We start from the raw sequence: 16,818 nt of genomic DNA on the forward strand, positions 1-16,818 counted from the left end.
CGCTGATCCGGAATCGTTCGAGAATGCCGCTCGCTCAATTTCGTGACTTCGTTTGATGTTGATTAGGAGAATTCATTATCGCGGTCGCACTTTGGGATTCGCCCTCCGTTCTGTTGTAAGAATTCACGCGGGTTGTTTGAGGGGCCGCTCCGGTATATCGATCATGCTTTCGGCACCTGCGCGGGAAGTTGTGTCGGAGCCCTGCCGAAATTGTATTTCCTTTGGGAGATCCTGTTCGACGGTTCTCTGCGCGCATTGGCATAGCTCCGCGTGCAGCCTTGCATTGAAGAACCGATAGAAGTCAGCGGTATCATTTATCACGTTGGCGTTGCCGTGTGGCGCCGGCTTCCATTCGACGCACGGAAGCAATCTACTCGAATAGATTTCCACCGCATCCTTGTACTAGCCGGCCCGCAGTGCTTGCGTCCCGAAAACGAGGGGGCAGAAGTCCGCTATCACCGGCAAGTTATTGCGGGCGCGACGCCGCGCCGAATCTTGCCAGGAGCTCGCATATTTGAGATCGATATCGGCGCATCGACATAGGAGACCTTCTTTGCCGCGGGCAGATTGGTTTTTCGCTTCAACAGCCATCCATAGAGAAAGCCGATGCGGTGCGCGTTTAGAGCCCCGGTCGGCTTCTGCTTCACGAGCTCCGCAATCTCACCCTCTTTCATGGCGAGGAAAAGCCGCTTTAGGACGGCAAGGTCTAGGCGTCGCGGACTGCACGAGCTCGCGATATAGGCGGCGGCGCCGAACGCACAGCAGTTGCTGCGGACGACTGGAATGACCGCCCGCGCAAGCGTTGGGCGAGGCCTTCGCTGTCTCGCCAGGCATCATGACCAATCAACCAAACCATCGCACGTCACAGCAATCGGCTTGCCGGACTATCGCATGCGAGAAAGGGAGGCAAAAGCAGCGCGCTTTGACGCCATGTCCGGTCAACCACTCGAGCCCACGGCGGCGGCTTCCGGACTAGATGCCGCCAATCGGACACGAAGCAGGAGTGAGGTGTGTTCGCTCGGGCGTTGGCAGGGGAACGGTGTTCACAGCCAATCGCGATTCTTGACGAAAAGATCGTAGAACAAACGATTATGGAAGTAGATCACTCTAGGCGCTGGGTAATACGGATCATTGTAATGCAACATGTCTTCTACCAGACCAGTCAACACTATCATATGCCCGACGGCTAGTATTTCGGAGCATAACGGCCGACGCAGCATAGCCAAAATTGGCCCTCGTGCGATCAACGTCTCTGCAATAAAATCGCGCGTAAATCCGTCTTCTGGCTGTTCGAGCCGCTCTAATCCTTCGGTGCGCGCCAACCAGTCAAGCTGGTCATAGTGGATGCCTACGTCGGCCCGCCAAACGGAAGGCAGACCCAGCCGAGGCCCCGGGCGAAAGTAGTAGGACAGCATACAAACGCAAGCATACCAACAACCGTTATTCCCACGCGGTTGTATATCTCCGGCATAGTTTCGTCCCATGTTCAATTGGCCGTCATAGCCATGTTGTTGCCAGACAAGCGGAACCTCCAGCACTACGTTTGGCATTCTACAGCTCCCCCAAATTTACCAGCGAGCCAGGCAAACAGCGTGCCGAACGGCTTTAGCGCCAGCCGCCGGTAGCCATGCCTACTCACAAGACTTGGCGTGAACGAGATGGCTCTCAAGGCCCGGCGGGCGCGCACCGGCTCGTGGCTGGGATCGATGCGTAACACGATCTCCGCGACCTCGCGTCAGTCCGCGCTCTCTGCATCCGCATCCAAGAGGCGCATGCAGGTGACGGCGTGCTTGGGATCGTCAGGGTCGGCTCGGTGCGGTAGCATAGCAGTCTCCCCCGTCATGGAAGCCATTGGAGCGCAGCCGGTCCCTATGGCAATCTCTAACCGGGTTGACCGCGGCTCCCGCCCCTGATCCATGACGCGCCATGATGGTCCAGTTTCCCGTCATCGCGAGTGATCTTCACCATTTGCGAATAGCTCGAAATCGATCACAATAGAACAAGGCTTCCGGTTCCCTTGGGCGGGTCGATCCATGTCGTCCAGCCTAATTTTCCTTCGCCCAAAGTCCATTCCGGCGTGTGCCCGAGGTCTAGTTCTAGCTGGAGATCCCATGCCAAAGGCTCGCGCAGAATAAAGCTAATGAGACGGCAAAGGATGGTGTTGCTCTCGCAACCGGGTAGCAGCGATCGAAACTGCAGCTGGTTGAGCGGGCCGAGGCAAAGCCGGAATTTGCCCACGACATCAGGCATGGTTTCGCCAGCGAGGGTATCAACGCCGAGTTCAAGACCAGGCCGGCCAAGACGCCACTGCGCCTCCTCTGGAATGTCGATCTCGCGCCAGATGAATTCCTCCACCCGGGCCGGAACGTTGAGATGACTGGAAATCAAGCCAGCCACGAGCTTGGCCGACCGGCTGCACAAGGCAAGGACGCCGGCATGCGGCAGCAGCCGTGCCCGCCATTCCCGTTGTTTGGCTGTGTCTTCCCCGGGCATGAGCGCAAAGAGTGCACCGATCAGCACCGAGATCGCGTCGGTTGCGCCCTCCTCGAACCGCAAATGGTGACGGTAGTACCGCCCGATCCGCAGCAGCAGGCTGATCAGACGGTGATTGAAAAAATCAAAAAAATCGCCAACTGATCCCATGCCGTCCGCGTGCATGACCCATTCGGTGTAGAAGGGCGGCAGCGGCGATGAGGGACCATGCAACCCGAGGAAGTTGACATCTACCTCCATGCGCTCGCCGGCGGCCCTGACCTGTCTGACGTCCGCGATCTCTTCGGCAGGAAAGCCAAGCGTCGGCGCCGCGCGAAAGCGCACCGCCTCCCGCGCGGGATCGTCGGTGGACCCGATCGGGGGAGCGTCGCTGAAGCGCCGCTCGAGAAGCGCGGCGAGCGAGAAGAATCCGCAAGCGGAAAGCTCATCGCGTTCGCCGAGTGCGGTCAGAGCGGCGTGATTGATCCGCTTCTCGCTGGCCATATGTAGCGTGCGTTGCTTTCCGTGCCGCGGACCGAAAACCGGTGCAGCATGTTGATGCCGGCGAACGTTGCGAAGAATGCGTCAAGTACCGACCCGAACAGGAACAATTCGCCCTCACCACCGATTTTGCTGTCGATCACGGCCAATTCGATATTTCGCATGCGGATCGGGGCGCCCCGCACCACGTGATCCGTATCGGTGGTCACAAACTGGTCGAGGCCTTCGAGCAACAATTCCAGGCGGCGACGCGCCTGCACGTCATAGACTGCACGGAAGTCGTAGCTGGCGAGAACGGTCCGCAACGTACCGATGTCGGCCATGGCGCCGTAGTTGCGCGCCAGATTGGCCGTCAGCCGCCGCAACAAACCATCACTAACCGGTGGCGGCACTTCTGCAACCACTGCCGTGATGTTGGAAAAGGTGACCGAGCGAGGCGTGTCAGAGGTCGGCAGGTCCACGCTACCGATAGGCAACCGGTCGGCGATGGGTCCGTTGGAGCAGGTCAATTGCAGCGATGCGACGTCGATCGGCGGATGCTGGCCGATGTCGAGCCGGTCGACGAAGCTCACATAGTGATCGACGCCCCGGCCGACCACCGCCGGCCGGATACGCTCGCGAAAGTAACGGCGGTTGCGCTCGGCGCCGGGCAGATCGTGGCGCAACAGATCGAACTGCTCGAACTCGATTCGTTCTGGACGGCCTTGCACATAGCCGGTCACACCATCGACGGATCGGATTGAGAAGTTCGGCCCTCCCGAGGCAAGCACACGGTATTCGGTCTTCGTCCGATTCAGCCGAATTGGCGAGGCCTCATGGCTGAAGACGTTGATTGCTGGCGTGCAGTTCAAGCAAATCTGGCCCTTGCCGACGCGCAACTGGGCGGGGAACGGCCGCCGAAACTCAAGGCTGAGCCTGCACTGGGTCTCCGTGTGGGCTGCGAGCGGCTCGAGACCAGACAGTTCGACGTAGAGAAATTTCGACGGGTAGCTCACATACTCCTGAATGAGCCGGAATCCTGAGAAGGCGTTGCGCGGCCATGGCAAAACCGCTTCGTCATCGCAAAAGCCGACCGGCGCAAGCTGTGCTGGGCCGATGGCGGCGACCTGTCGATCCGCCAGCGTAACGGTTCCCTGCGAGACGTGGCGGCAAAGCCAGGCCAACAGGCAGCGCCCCACTTGCGGCTCGCGCTCGGTCGAGAAGAAGAGGCGAAGCCGACCATTCTTGAGGCATGACAGGTTTTGCTGGCCGGTTGCTTTGATACCCAGCGTTAGCCGGGCCGAACTCATCCGGTTCTCGAGCTGAACGTCGTTGATCTCCAGCGGCAGCACGTCAATCGCGTAGCAGGTGACAAACGTGCAGTTCGTTCCCTCGATCGGCTGCGAGCGGACGCTCGTGCCGGCCGGCACGTTCAGGCTCGCGGCGCTCGCCGATGACTTCAAGGCAAATGCCAGAGTCGTAATGGGCGGCAGAGCTTGAAGATATTGCGGCCATACCATCCGCAATAAACTATGGACGAATTCGGGAAATTCGTCGTCCAGCTTTTGGCGCAGCCGCGCGACAAGGAAGGCGAAGCCTTCGAGCAACCGCTCGACGTCGGGATCAGTGGCATCCCGGCCAAGAAAGGGCGCAAGCTTCGGATTGGCTAGAGCGAAGTCGATGCCGAGCTCGCGCAGATAGGACAGCTCGTCCTCGTAATAGGGATTAAGAGCCACCGCCGCCTCAGCCCTTCACCCGAACGTGCTTCTCGACGATGGTATCAAAGGAGATAGGCTCGATTTGGTCGTTGTAATCGAGCGTAGCGTTGACCTGAAAACTCAGCTGCAGCGGGTTGTCGGGATCGGCATGAAAGCGGATCGAAACATTCTTCAGGCGCGGCTCAAACACCTCAATCTGCTTCTTGAGCGAATGGGCGAGCGCGCGCACCGCCTCGGCTCCCTGCCCGACCGCCTCGTTAAGGTCGGGCATCCCGAAATCCGGCCGTGTTTCGCAGCAGCCCTGCCGCGAGTTCAGAACCCGACGTAAGTTTTCCAGGACGCTTGCCCGGAGACGGTCGAACGCCCCCTGATTCGTTGCCGTCCCGTCCTCCAAGCGCTCCATAAGGCTGCGGTCGAACATCGCCTACCCACCTCTATTTCTTGTCGAGCTTACCCTTGAGCGTCAAAGCAAAATCAGCGCCCATGTACTTTAAGTGTGGAACGACGGCGATACCGACGCGATACCAACCCGGTTCACCTTCGACGTCCTCGACGATGATCTCGGCCTTTCGCAAAGGCCGCCGCGAGCGTACCTCTGCCGACGGATTCTCCTGGTCGGCGACATACTGACGAATCCAGTTGTTCAGCTCGTCTTGCAACTCTTCCCTGCTCTTCCACGAGCCGATGTTCTCGCGCTGCAGTACCTTGATGTAGTGCGCGAACCGGTTGATAATGAACATGTAAGGCAGCTGGCTGCCGAGCTTATAGTTGAGTTCGGCCGTCTTGCCTTCTTGGGTGTTACCGAAATACTTCGGCTTCTGCACAGAATTTGCCGAGAAGAAAGCGGCATTGTCAGAACCCTTGCGCATGGTCAGCGCGATGAATCCCTGCTCGGCGAGTTCGAACTCGCGCCGATCCGAGATGAGAACCTCGGTCGGCACCTTGGTCTGCAATTGCCCCATCGCCTCATAGGTATGCAGATTGAGGTCCTCAACCGCCCCGCCCGATTGCGGGCCGATAATGTTCGGGCACCAGCGATATTTGGCAAAGCTCTCGGTTAAGCGCGTCGCGAAGGCAAAAGCGGCGTTGCCCCACAGGTAATTGTCGGTTTCACCATGTAAGGTCTCCTCGTAATTAAACGCCTTCACCGGAACCGTGTCTGGACCATAGGGTAAGCGCAGCAGGAAGCGCGGTAACGTCAGGCCGAAATAGCGAGCGTCCTCGCTTTCGCGGAACGAGTTCCACTTGGCATATTTTGGTCCCTCGAACACCGATTGCAGGTCCTTCAGACCCGCGATCTCCTCATGATGTTCGAGGCCGAACATTTCCGGGGCAGCAGAGGCAATGACTGGTGCATGCGACATGGCGGCCACCGCGCTCATATACCGCATGAGCTTAACGTCTTGGCTGCCGCTACCAAACTCGTAAGCCGATATCATGGCGGCGACAGGCTGGCCGCCGAACTGGCCGTACTCTGCCGTGTAGACGTGCTTGTACAGGCCGGACTTGACTATCTCGGGGCTGTCCTCGAAGTCGGTGAGCAGTTCATCCTTGCTGACGCTGAGGATTTCCACCTTAATGTTCTGACGGAAATCGGTGCGGTCGACCATGAACTTCAGTCCGCGCCAGGCCGACTCGAGCCGTTGGAACTCGTCCGTGTGCAGCACATGGTCGAGCTGGGCCGAGATTTTGCGATCGATCTCGGCGATCATCTGATCGATGAGCGCGTTGTTGACCTGTTCGTCGGCACGGTTCGGTTTGATGAGCTCGGCGAGGAAAGCTGCGACGCCCCGCCGGGCGAGGTCGTAGCCCTCGTCGCGCGGGGTGATCCTGGTTTCGGCGAGGACTTGATCAACCAGCGAAAGGTCAGTGGCCGTGGTGGCGACTTCGGCCGGCTGCTGCGCGCATGTATCGGTCATACCGCCCTCGCTCCTCAACACAGCTCGCTGATCTGCTCATTCGCTCTTGCTGGTGAGCTCGCTCAAGAGTCGCGGCCGCGCCCCGTGGTCTTCAAGCAGAGTCTGAATGGCTTTACGGAAACTCGGCACATTGCCGAGTGGGCTCTTCAGGGCGATCAGGGCCGCACGCAATTCGATCAAGGCGCGCAGTTCGGGGATTTGCTCTGCGACACGCTCGGGTTCAAAATCCTTCAGGCTCTCAAACTTCAGGGACACGGACAGCTTGTCGGCCGCAGACTGATCGTCGAGCCTATTCTCAGCGGCGATATTAAGAGTCAGTTCCTGGCTTTTGACAACCTCATTGAAATTGTCTTTATCGATATTGACGAGCTCGCGCTCCTCAATCGGGCGGTCATCGGCCCGGCCGGTGAAGTCGCCCAAAACCAACAATTTGAGCGGCAGCTCGACATCCTCCTTGAGGTTGCCCGTTGCCGGCTTGAAGCGAATATTGATGCGCTCCTTTGGAGCGACCGAGCTTTCCTGTGCCATATCAGCTCCGTTAGGACTTTGTTCCTGACAACATCAGCTAGCGACCGAGTTGGCTCGCGCGTGCAATATCGATGCCTGCGACCCGTGTTCGGATTTGCTCGAGCGCGGCGCGACGGCGCGGCTCGTCAAACATTTGCTGCGAGTCGGAATGGATTATCGCACGAAAGCGCAATTCGGCGACGTCGAGCGCGAGCACAGGCTCCCAGCTTTCGAGGTTGCGCTCGGCGATCACCTCCTCCATATGCTCCAGCAGCGGGATGGCGGTTGTGACGAAGCCGGTTTCGACGCAGAAACGTGCTTGCGCAAGCTGGCCCACGAACCGCGCTCTTTCCCCAGTCGCGCCATTCAGCGCACGAGACAGCTTCTCGAGTGCGGCCTGCGGCTGCCCGCCGCCGACGAGCCTGTGTGCCTCGACAAGCGCTTCGTCGACAGGATCACGGCCCGGCGACACGTCCGCACCACCCACGGCGGCCCAGGCACGCGTGTCCTCATCCGCGAACGGCCCGCCGTCGTTGAACTGAAATTCCAAGATCCGCGGATAGCGTGTGACCAGCAGAGCTACGCTTGCGCGCACCGCCGCGACCGCCGGCTCAAAGAGCGGCCCCATTTTCTCCAGCGCTTGGGCAGCATGGCGGTGAGCGTCGACCCAGAATGGTGCCGTCCAGACGAACTCTTCGGCCAAATTCACGACATCGGCGTGCTGACCGGCCGCTATCTTGGCTTCTAACGCTGCGATATTATCCGCAGGCGGAAATATCGTCGTGCGGCCAGCCGTATCAGGTGGCAGGGCGTCAAAGCGCATCCAGGAGCCGACGCGATTGAGCAGATAGACCTTCGGGTCTGTGAGCGACGTGACGCGCCGGACGGCCGCAGCTTGCCGCAGCATATCAGGCAAGCGGTCGATAAAGCCGGCCCAGTTGCCATCGGCGCCCGCGGGTAATGCTGAATCCGGTGCAGCCGGTTGAGTCTCGCCAACCGGCAGAGTGGATACGGCGGGCCCGGCAGCAGCCTCATCTGCACCTTGCGCCGGCTCAGCCACACGTTCCGTAGCCACGGCGATTGCGCGCTTGGCTTCTTCGTAGTGCGGTTGCAGCGTCGTCAATAACTCGCCCAAAGAGGCTTGCTCATTGACCAACTTGTCGCGCAGCTGGCGATCGAGATCGTCCAGCGCCTCATAGGCAGCGAGCACGGCCGGATACTCGGTTTCGATAGGTGCATTCTCGCCCACCTCCGGTCCAACGCGACCAACGAGCCAATCGATCGCACCGACCCGCGCCCGTTCCCGTTTGATCGGCGGAAAGAGCCCGTCCCAATGCGCGTCCACCATGCCGCGCAGAACGCCTAAACCGACGGCAAGGCCCTGGTATCCTGTGCTCCGAAACAGACCATAGGTGGCCCAACAGGCGACCAGAATGTCTTTCGACTGGTTCGCCAGGATATGGAGCGACAGCGTACTGACTTTGCTCCAATCAACAGCAGCTGGTCCGTTGGCGTCCATGCGCCGCACCTCGGCTTCGAGCCGTTCGAATTCGGCCGTAGCACGGACATTCATGCCGGCGGGCGCGGGACCCGACACAGGCGCAGCACCGCAGCGCGCACGTGCATCGATGTCGTCTCGAGCCGCCACCCAATGGTCAATCATTGTGACAAGACCATACGCGACCGCGCATTGCGCCGGATCGCGGTATTCGGACAGTCAAACATCGTACCCGCTGCATACAATAAGCCCGCAGACGACACTCTTGTAAGCCGCCACTGTCCCCTCTTTCCGCAAGCGCTGCTTGATTACGTTCCTGTTTCACCTCTCGTTCAAACCTTGTGCCAGTTGCAATGACTTGATTTGCAAAAGCGATTTTCTCAATCGGAGGCGTCACGGTCCCGACAGGATGTTGCAAACCCGACATCAGAAGCCTTGGCCATGGCTCTTAGGTCGGCTCAGTCATCAGCCCTAAGGAGACTAGGGCTTAGGAAACCGGGCCGCGCGCTCGCCTCGCGAAACTTCGGAAGAAGAAGATGAGACGAAGACTTTTAACTCGGTACGTCGATGGATCGTTGGAACATCTGATGTCGTACGCGACTTTAAGCGCACTTCCGACTTGAGACGCAGCCAGTATTGGATGATGGCTCAAGTGAGTTCTCGCGTAGCTCGGAGCAACTGATGAACGATGGTGAGCCTGGACCGTCAACTAGAGCATCCGCCTAGCTGAGTGAATCGAAAGGGATTCCCAAATCAGCTCGGAACTGATTCAAACTACCTGCCGGAGGTGGGGGCCGGCAGGCATGTCAAAAGTTCTTTCGCTGGATCTTCGCATTCGGGTTCTGACTGCTGTGAAGGCGGGCGCATCGCATCGCGAGGCAGGCGAGCGCTTTGGGGTGAGCGCGGCAAGTGTGAGTCGCTGGCGAACCCGCGAACGCCAGCAAGGGGATGCGCGGCCGAAGGCCCTTGGCGGCGATCGCCGGTCCGGCCGGATCGAGGCGCACAAGGAGACAATCCTTGCGCTGCTGAAGGAAACACCGGATGCCGCGATTGCGGAGCTGCGCCGGAGTCTGGCCCAAAAAGGGCTGGTCTTCGGCGAAGGCACGGTCCGTCGCTTCCTGGCTCGGCACGGCATCACGCGCAAAAAAAGACTGCACACGCGAGCGAACAAGACCGGCCGGACGTCATGAAGCGACGGCAGGATTGGCGCGACGGCCAGCCTGCTCTCGATCCCGCGCGCTTGGTCTTCATCGACGAGACTTGGGCGTCGACCAACATGGCCCGCCGCTACGGCCGCTGTCCGCGCGGAGAGCGTCTGAAAGTCGGGGTTCCTCACGGCCACTGGAAAACCACGACCTTTGTTGCAGGCATTACCTCCACCGGCATCATCGCCCCTTGGGTCCTCGATGGACCGATTAACCGCGACGCCTTCGAAGTCTACGTCGACAAGATTCTCATCCCTGAACTTAAGCCAGGCTCCATTGTCATCATGGACAACCTGTCCAGCCACAAGGGGCCAAAGGTGCGCCAGATGATCGAAGCTGCAGGGGCAAGCCTGCTCTACCTGCCGCCCTACAGTCCCGACTTCAATCCGATTGAGAACGCCTTCTCCAAGCTCAAAGCGCTCCTGCGTCAGGCCGCAGAGCGAACCGTCGAGGGCCTCTGGAGCGCCATCGGCCGCATCATTGACTGCTTCACGCCGACCGAATGTCGCAACTACTTCAGTGCCGCAGGATACGCTGCAACATGATCGGCGAATGCTCTAGCTCCCAATCCGGAGTTGATGGCAGTGACGGCGCGGAGGAGCCCGTTCTTGAATCGGGCTCTTCCGACATCGAGGCTCACCGAGCGAGCAGTTGTGCCCCGGAGCAGATGCGCTCTGAACCGCGGGATTTGAGGGCGTCTTCATTTGGCGTGGATCGTGGTGCGCCAAGCCGCGAAGGACATGAGGCCCGTTCCGGCTATGAGCCCCGGGCGGATCATCGATCACCGCCCAGGCCGTCCGTGCTCAACCCAGATGTCAGATCTGGCGCTGACAGCGAACAGAATGTCCGCGAACTTTCAACTGCACTGGTGAGAACCGCAGCTACCCGCCGCAGGCCCCGATGCAGCACCATCCCGACGACAAGAAACGCCTCAATGACGTCCTCAATGACTTTGTGTCTGCGACTGCGGGCGAGCCCGCCGCGGGTCGACTCAGGCGGCGCTCCGCAACGTCCATTGCGACCACTATTCGCCGCTTTTCTTCCTGGCTCTACGATGAAAACAAACCGGGCATCATCGGTCGGCCTCATGACCGCTCGCTGGACGAAGATGCCAAGCTTTACAGTTTGCAACCTCAGGGCCAGACAAATCATCAATGCGCTGGCTCATCTCGTCCTGTTGAGCGGCAGAGGGACGGAAAAAAGATTTTGGTAGCTGGCTGCCTATCCCGGAGATGCGGCTCTCATCCAAAACGCAGTCAAGGCGGCCAGAGCGGACATTACGAGAGGAACTCGATGGCGCGGTTTCCAGACGCCGCGCGATGTCAGCACAATCGGTCGCGCGCTTCGCGCCTTTAGTGTGTGGCTCCAGAGGCATGCTAAAGGCGCGATAGCGGGCCGCCTCACCGACCAGTCGCTGCGGGACGATGTTAAGAGGTACAGCCGCGCCAGAAATATCCACTCGGTGGGCTTCGGGTTGAAGCTGCTTCGGAAGTACACCTCGCTACGGCAGTCCTCAGCCATCAGCGACAACTTAGATCTGTTGGAACTGCTGGAGCGGGAGATGGAAGTCGACGGGCCACCGTCGGCCGCGGCGCACGTCGCCTCGCAGCACACATTGCTGCGGGCATTTCCCGCGACAACCATCAACGACAACGATTTTGATCTGCTGGAGTTGCCGGAGCGCGAGATGGAGGTCGAAGGGCCACCGGCAGCCGCAGGCGAAGGCACCTCGCAGGGCACCTCGCTGCAGGCATCTCCCGCGACGGCAGCCATCAACGATGACGGCTTAGAGCTACGGAAGCAACTGGCGCTACTGGAGAGGGAGATGGAGGCCGATGGGCTATCGTCACTCTCCTGGGAAGGCGATCCGCGGCTGATCTTGTTCCTGAACTCGCTCGAACGAGTGCTCGCCGTGCCGGAGGCGCCTTGGACCTACCACGGTCAGCTCTGCCGTACCCCAATGGCAATCTGAATTTTGATACGGCCTTACGCGACGAAGTGCGTAACGATGCCTTCGACAGGTTTCGTGGGAGTTGGGCCAGCCGCAACAGTCATCTTGTCCGGCAGCTACAATACCTGCTCGGGCGCCGGCGTATGATTTCGGACATGTCGTCGGGTTGGGCTTCAATCATGGCTCTCAACCCGCCCCCGACGTCCTGGTTGGCGGACGGAATAGAAGAGGTATGCCACCGCAGTCATTCCAGCAGCCGACAAATTTGATTATTCATGGTCAGCCCTATGTGGCCTGTTGGGGCCAGGGATGAGGGAAGTGCCCCCAACAATCCCGTTCAGCGTGAATATTGTTCTGAAGCCCCGGTTTCAAGGAGGCTAAAGTTCGCGGCCAGGGCTGGGCCGCTTCTTCCACACGACTACCCGCGGACACGTTGGATCCACATTCCGCACTATATTCTTCATGGGCCAGCGGCAGGCACGGTGCTGATCCGCAGCTCGGCGGCGCTGAGGTTCTCTTTTAAGCCCGTCGCTCGGTATCAAAGCGTCCGATTGGCTGGTCGATCACCGCCCGCTAGCCCACGATCCGTTGCAGGGCAGGGTCGTGAGCGAGCCAATTCACGTCGTTCACACGTCCTCGTACCCGGCCAAGGTTCTGGTGCCGGCAAGAGACGCCCAGCCAGTTCCACTAGCCCGAGCGCATCAGCGAGTTCGGCGTCGCAAATGCGCAGGACCGCTCAGTCGATCCTGGAGGGCCCGCCGATTGGCGATGAGCTTGTCGAGGTGAAGCGGCGGCCGCTGCCCTTCAGCCAATCGATTGGCCAGCGCCCGTGTGCCGTCCACCACAAACACGCCGCAATCATGCATGTTTGGCTGCCGGGTCATTTTTGCGGTCTCAAGGCGAGCGCCCAGCTTGACTGCGAGCTGTCTTGCCACCTCCCTCTGAGAATCACGCGGTAAGGAGTCGTAGTGGTAGGCAACGATCCCTTCCGGATCGCGGCGATCAACGAGCAGCAGCGTCCAATGTCTACCGCTGTTAAGGACGACACCGGCGTTGCTTACTGGCACGAAGAGGAAGTCGGCAGTATCGTCACCATGGCCGTTGATCTCCCGCAAGATTTCCTCCTCGACGTTCGCCTCATTGGTCAAGCGCAGCAGATGAGCTTGCGCGGGCTGCACGAACCGGATGCGGGCGGCCAGATCCGGATATTCCCTCCGCAATTCCCGCTCCAGAAGTGTGTAATCCGCCGTGATATGCTCGTCACCCAGGCACTCCGTGTGACCCAGCGCCAGCGGAGGCTGCACCGGGATGGCCGATCCGGAAGCGTGTTCATCCGCCTGATCCAGACGGCCGGACGAGTTTTCATGACGACTCCCTCGGAGCTTGCCAAGCCCTGACTTGAAACACGACCACAGTCCACAGCCTTTGGCACCCTTCGTCCGCATCGTAGACACCGCAGCCCGGCTCGATGACGATGTTTCTTCCCCATGTCCCGGAAAGCTTTCGATGTCCGCCAGGACCGGCTGGTGAGATTCGAGCCCATGCCCGGGGATCAGCGTGACGCTAAGCCCTCCCGGATTGTTTGGAGTTGGCTCCCTTGCTTCGTTACCCAGCTTCGTCGTGTAAGGCCGACCATGGATGTAAAAATGCGCCCGCGACTGGAACGGTGTCGCCGGCAGTAGACCTTTTCTGTTGAGTGAGCCGATCAGGGCATCGGGCGCTGACTGACAACTGTGGTCCCATCCCAAAGCGACGATGTGTGTAAAGTCTTCCACAGGTGGACAGCCCTCCACCGGCACGCCGGCCGGCATGTCAACCGCGGGGTGTGCCAACTGGGCTGGTGGAACGGAGTGGCTGGAAGTGGCGATGCTAGACCCAGGTGGCGCCAGTCGCCCAACTTGGGCGAAACTCAATGATGGCTCAGCACTTGCGAACCGTGACGGCGACATTTGGCTGCATCCTCCCAAAGGTCTATTGGTCGCACTGAAGGTGGCGGCGCAGTCTCAGCGGCAATTAACTTCGAACATTTCGGCCTTGGAGCGCTGGATCGGAGAGCAGACCTTCCCGAGCACTAACATCGCCACTCACCTCGATCAACTGACGGCCTCCTGGTCGGGGAAGCTCCTCGAATTCATTGAAGAGAACTCGATTGGCGCATAGCACACAAGTGTGCCTTTCAATTTCCGCAAAATAAGTGTGCAGCTTTTTTGGTGACAGAAACATGTCACCTCGCAAACGGCCGCCGCGAACTCCTCCCCTTTCACAAATGCTGCGCAGTCAGGTCTGCTCCAGCAACCAACTCGCCTTTCCTACGGAAGCACGCGTGACCGCCGCCATCCCCCGAGCGCGCTGGTTTCGAAGGTCTCTGGGCGGCTGGTGTCTCCGGCTGCGTTGATCAGAACATCGATCCTGCCGAAAGCCGCATCGGCCGCAGAAATACCTTTTGCTACGTTAAAATGATCAGCAAGGTCGGCCGACACAAACACGGTTCGATACCCCTGGGACGTAATCTCCGTTGCAACGTTTGCGCCGCGATCTTTCTTACTCCCGTAATAAGCAGACCCGTGGCGCCGCGGCCAGCCAGAAGGCTGGCTATTTCAGTGCCTACCCCCTGTGTGCCACCTGTGACAACGGCGATCTCTCCCGCAAACGGAGGCCCATCAGCACCCATCTGCGTTGCCTCTTGATGGGCTCCGCCACCCGCCGAAGCTCGTGCTAGAGCGCGATCGATCCCAAGCTGCTCACCGCGGCCGAGCCCCTGCAGTATGACGGATATCTGCCCCGCGAAGAGACCAATGCAACTATCGTGGCCTTGTCGAAAGCGAAACATCGATCAAGCAGGTCCTACGCACGAGTGGTCAGGCGTGATCAGTGACGACGGATCCTCATAATAAGTCCAATGAAAGAACGAAAGGGCTTGCGCGAGAGACGAGGCATCGCCTGGGCGCCAACCGATCCGGAGATCCGCGACATCGAATATTAACAGAGAGAGGCACTGGAGGGCTTGAAACGCACGCAGCGTCAGATTGTACGGTTCGAAGGCAGTCGCGGCGATCTTCGGTCACGCAAATGCCTACGGTTGGGTAATCAGAATGCAAACCTAAGCTTAGCCAGCTTACTCCGCGCTCCAGACGCAGTGCTCGGGACCTGCAACAATCCAAAGGCAGCCTGAAGGACGGATTGAACGAAATGACCCAAGCAGCCGAAACGAACGCACGCATGCAAAAGCGAAGGCAGGATAGAGTTGAACGCAATCGTTGCCAAACAGCAGCTCACGACAGGGAGGCCGATCGCGCGTCGAACCACTCTAACGCAAGAAATGAGGAGCCGAAGGACGGCTCGAAGCGCCTGTCGAGGCGTTCTGACGTTCGAGCGCAAGAGTGGCGCACCGCGCGTAATCTGGGTCATTGTCCGCGGTCGGACGATATATGTAACAACGTCGCCACGTCCTATCTCGATGTCCATTCAGTGCTCGGTCAGGCTGCTGGGCAATGAGTCACCTCTCCCTAGACATGGCAAGGACTGATCGGGCCCCGGGCTGACGAAAGCCAAGCCTCGTGGCGTTCACAGGCGGCTGCAGCATGCATCCTCTCCCGTCCTTCGGGCTGCCGCTATGACATCGGCTGCGCGAGCAGCGATGACCGAAGCACCGTGCGCAGGCGGTGAAGAGCACTGATGCGGATCATGGGGGCGACTCATTTCGACCTGTTACCGCTGGACAGGTCACGTTGCGCATCGCGCAGGAAGAGCAATACCGGGACAACGTACTGACTAGATGAGGACATCGTGGATCGCAAACAACGGACGTATGGGCTTTGGTTCTTAGGAGAGCTGCGCTTTCCAACAGCGATCGCTATTGTTGCTCTAGCGACCACAGGCTTGTGCGACGAACCTGCGGCTGCACTAGATCGGCCGCCGACGGCACAGGAGCAGGAGGCGTGCAAGGCAGACGTATTTCGGCTTTGCAGAAGCGTTATACCAGATGTCGCTGCCATCACTTCTTGCCTTAAAATCAACTTCGGGAGCTTGAGTGAGCCGTGCCGCAAGGTCATGTCGGTTAGGGTCTCCGGCACGCGAGGCTCGAAATGAGCTACCGCCCACAAGCAGGGCTCGTGGATCGCCCTCGGTCTGGGACTATGCTCCAGGCCGGGGCGGAACCATGTCATGTCGCCAGCTTTGATGCCGTCCTAAATGCTGCTGATCGGGCGCGTTGCGCTCACGACGTGCGTGGTTTTTCGGTTGCAGTTGTGAGGTTTGCCGGCCAGCTGGGTATTGCCGACCGGGAAAGATTCCTGCGCAGGAGCGCCACCACTTTCCAAAGCGAGTTTGTGCCACGCTTTAAGGAGAATATCCGCACCGGGCGATCATGGGCGTATGCCACAATCTGTAACCAGCTCAGCCAGGAGAGCGGAGGTAAGGCAGGTCAGGCGGCTTGCAAGAGCTTGGGGGCTCAGCTGTCGCGGCTTGATACCGCGCTGGTGAAGCAGATCGAGTTCAGAGCACTTGCGCTGTTTGTGGCAGCTTTCGGAAGGCATCCCCGAGCGGTTGAATGCCATGAAGGCGCAATCAGAATCGCCGAATTTCTGGAAGAAGAATGCGAATCAATCCAACAGCTAACCAGCCAAGATTTATCGTTGCTGGTTGATGGCTTCAGCAAATGGCCGGACGCGCTGATCATTCGCCAAGCTACGGCTAGAATTGCCGAGGAACTCCTTCGAACCCGCCGCGCCGATCGGCTCTCCAGCTTTACTTACCACCAGCTGACATCCCTGGTGGACGGCCTCAGGAAATGGCGGGAGGAGCCTGCTTGCCGCCGGGCCGCCGCCGCGATCGCGTATGAGGTCAGTCGTCGCAGGCATCGTCTCGCTGTCTTCACTCGGCAGCGATGGGCCAACCTGGTGAACGGTTCGGGAAAGTGGCCGGAAAAGGCAGATCGTCGCCAGCCCGCGGCAATGGTTGTTACTGAGCGTCCTCTCAGCGCGGACCACCCTCCTCTGCCGGGTGCGCGAGCCCTCCCGTCATAGCGAAAAGCGATGGCCGGACTTATGGATCATCTCAAAAACGCGCG

General features: G+C 59.6%; 12 protein-coding genes and 1 pseudogene. 4 read left to right on the plus strand and 9 right to left on the minus strand.

All coding sequences use genetic code 11. The features are described 5' to 3' along the window. Positions 1 to 1,043 precede the first annotated feature (1,043 nt). From F758_RS0114160 to tssA, 7 genes are all read right to left on the minus strand, one after another. Entirely contained in the window at positions 1,044 to 1,550 is a 507-nt protein-coding gene (locus tag F758_RS0114160) for a papain-like cysteine protease family protein (protein WP_084305369.1), read from the minus strand. Positions 1,551 to 1,989: 439 nt separating this feature from the next. Then, entirely contained in the window at positions 1,990 to 2,976 is a 987-nt protein-coding gene (gene tssG / locus F758_RS0114170) for a type VI secretion system baseplate subunit TssG (protein ID WP_024508473.1), read from the minus strand. After that, positions 2,940 to 4,688, minus strand: coding sequence for a type VI secretion system baseplate subunit TssF (tssF, locus tag F758_RS0114175; protein ID WP_024508474.1), 1,749 nt, complete (start codon positions 4,686 to 4,688; stop codon positions 2,940 to 2,942). Before tssF ends, tssG begins: the two co-directional genes overlap by 37 nt. A gap of 7 nt (positions 4,689 to 4,695) precedes the next feature. Beyond that, positions 4,696 to 5,091, minus strand: coding sequence for a type VI secretion system baseplate subunit TssE (gene tssE / locus F758_RS0114180; RefSeq protein ID WP_024508475.1), 396 nt, complete (start codon positions 5,089 to 5,091; stop codon positions 4,696 to 4,698). A 13-nt stretch (positions 5,092 to 5,104) separates the two neighbouring features. After that, positions 5,105 to 6,589 carry a type VI secretion system contractile sheath large subunit gene (tssC, locus tag F758_RS0114185; protein ID WP_024508476.1) on the minus strand — a complete coding sequence of 495 codons (1,485 nt, stop codon included), beginning with the start codon at positions 6,587 to 6,589 and terminating at the stop codon, positions 5,105 to 5,107. A 36-nt stretch (positions 6,590 to 6,625) separates the two neighbouring features. After that, positions 6,626 to 7,117 carry a type VI secretion system contractile sheath small subunit gene (gene tssB / locus F758_RS0114190; protein ID WP_024508477.1) on the minus strand — a complete coding sequence of 164 codons (492 nt, stop codon included), beginning with the start codon at positions 7,115 to 7,117 and terminating at the stop codon, positions 6,626 to 6,628. Between the two features lie 37 nt (positions 7,118 to 7,154). Continuing rightward, on the minus strand, positions 7,155 to 8,759 hold the full coding sequence (tssA, locus tag F758_RS0114195; RefSeq protein ID WP_024508478.1) for a type VI secretion system protein TssA: 1,605 nt from the start codon (positions 8,757 to 8,759) through the stop codon (positions 7,155 to 7,157). Between the two features lie 638 nt (positions 8,760 to 9,397). On the opposite strand from tssA, the gene F758_RS47720 reads away from it, so the two are divergent. Then, a protein-coding gene (locus tag F758_RS47720; RefSeq protein WP_157450006.1) for an IS630 family transposase occupies positions 9,398 to 10,344 on the plus strand; the annotation gives its coding sequence in 2 pieces (ribosomal slippage) (positions 9,398 to 9,734 and positions 9,734 to 10,344; 948 coding nt in all). A 929-nt stretch (positions 10,345 to 11,273) separates the two neighbouring features. Further along, positions 11,274 to 11,771: a hypothetical protein gene (locus tag F758_RS0114210; protein WP_157450007.1), complete on the plus strand. Its 498-nt coding sequence runs from the start codon at positions 11,274 to 11,276 to the stop codon at positions 11,769 to 11,771. Positions 11,772 to 12,451: 680 nt separating this feature from the next. On the opposite strand, the gene F758_RS47725 is transcribed toward F758_RS0114210, so the two are convergent. Beyond that, positions 12,452 to 13,525, minus strand: coding sequence for a Ulp1 family isopeptidase (locus tag F758_RS47725; protein ID WP_198026488.1), 1,074 nt, complete (start codon positions 13,523 to 13,525; stop codon positions 12,452 to 12,454). Between the two features lie 85 nt (positions 13,526 to 13,610). Here F758_RS47725 and F758_RS50830 point away from each other — a divergent pair, with 85 nt between their 5' ends. Then, a complete protein-coding gene (locus tag F758_RS50830) occupies positions 13,611 to 13,910 on the plus strand; it encodes a hypothetical protein (protein WP_198026489.1) in 300 nt (99 codons plus the stop codon). Positions 13,911 to 14,059: 149 nt separating this feature from the next. Here the strand turns inward: F758_RS50830 and F758_RS53270 are convergent. Beyond that, positions 14,060 to 14,290 (minus strand): annotated as a pseudogene (locus F758_RS53270) (SDR family NAD(P)-dependent oxidoreductase); the annotation flags it as partial. A 1,683-nt stretch (positions 14,291 to 15,973) separates the two neighbouring features. Here F758_RS53270 and F758_RS0114240 point away from each other — a divergent pair. Next, complete coding sequence (locus tag F758_RS0114240; RefSeq protein WP_157450008.1) at positions 15,974 to 16,774, plus strand: hypothetical protein; 801 nt, start codon at positions 15,974 to 15,976, stop codon at positions 16,772 to 16,774. The last annotated feature ends 44 nt before the right edge of the window (positions 16,775 to 16,818 follow it).

The sequence above is a fragment of the Bradyrhizobium sp. ARR65 genome, from assembly GCF_000472385.1.
Taxonomy (GTDB): domain Bacteria; phylum Pseudomonadota; class Alphaproteobacteria; order Rhizobiales; family Xanthobacteraceae; genus Bradyrhizobium.

Excerpts from the sequence above, each read along its gene's own strand:
- tssG (WP_024508473.1), bottom strand. The coding sequence starts at position 2,976 with ATGGCCAGCGAGAAGCGGATCAATCACGCCGCTCTGACCGCACTCGGC.
- tssA (WP_024508478.1), bottom strand. The coding sequence starts at position 8,759 with ATGATTGACCATTGGGTGGCGGCTCGAGACGACATCGATGCACGTGCG.
- F758_RS0114160 (WP_084305369.1), bottom strand. The coding sequence starts at position 1,550 with ATGCCAAACGTAGTGCTGGAGGTTCCGCTTGTCTGGCAACAACATGGC.
- tssE (WP_024508475.1), bottom strand. The coding sequence starts at position 5,091 with ATGTTCGACCGCAGCCTTATGGAGCGCTTGGAGGACGGGACGGCAACG.
- tssC (WP_024508476.1), bottom strand. The coding sequence starts at position 6,589 with ATGACCGATACATGCGCGCAGCAGCCGGCCGAAGTCGCCACCACGGCC.
- tssB (WP_024508477.1), bottom strand. The coding sequence starts at position 7,117 with ATGGCACAGGAAAGCTCGGTCGCTCCAAAGGAGCGCATCAATATTCGC.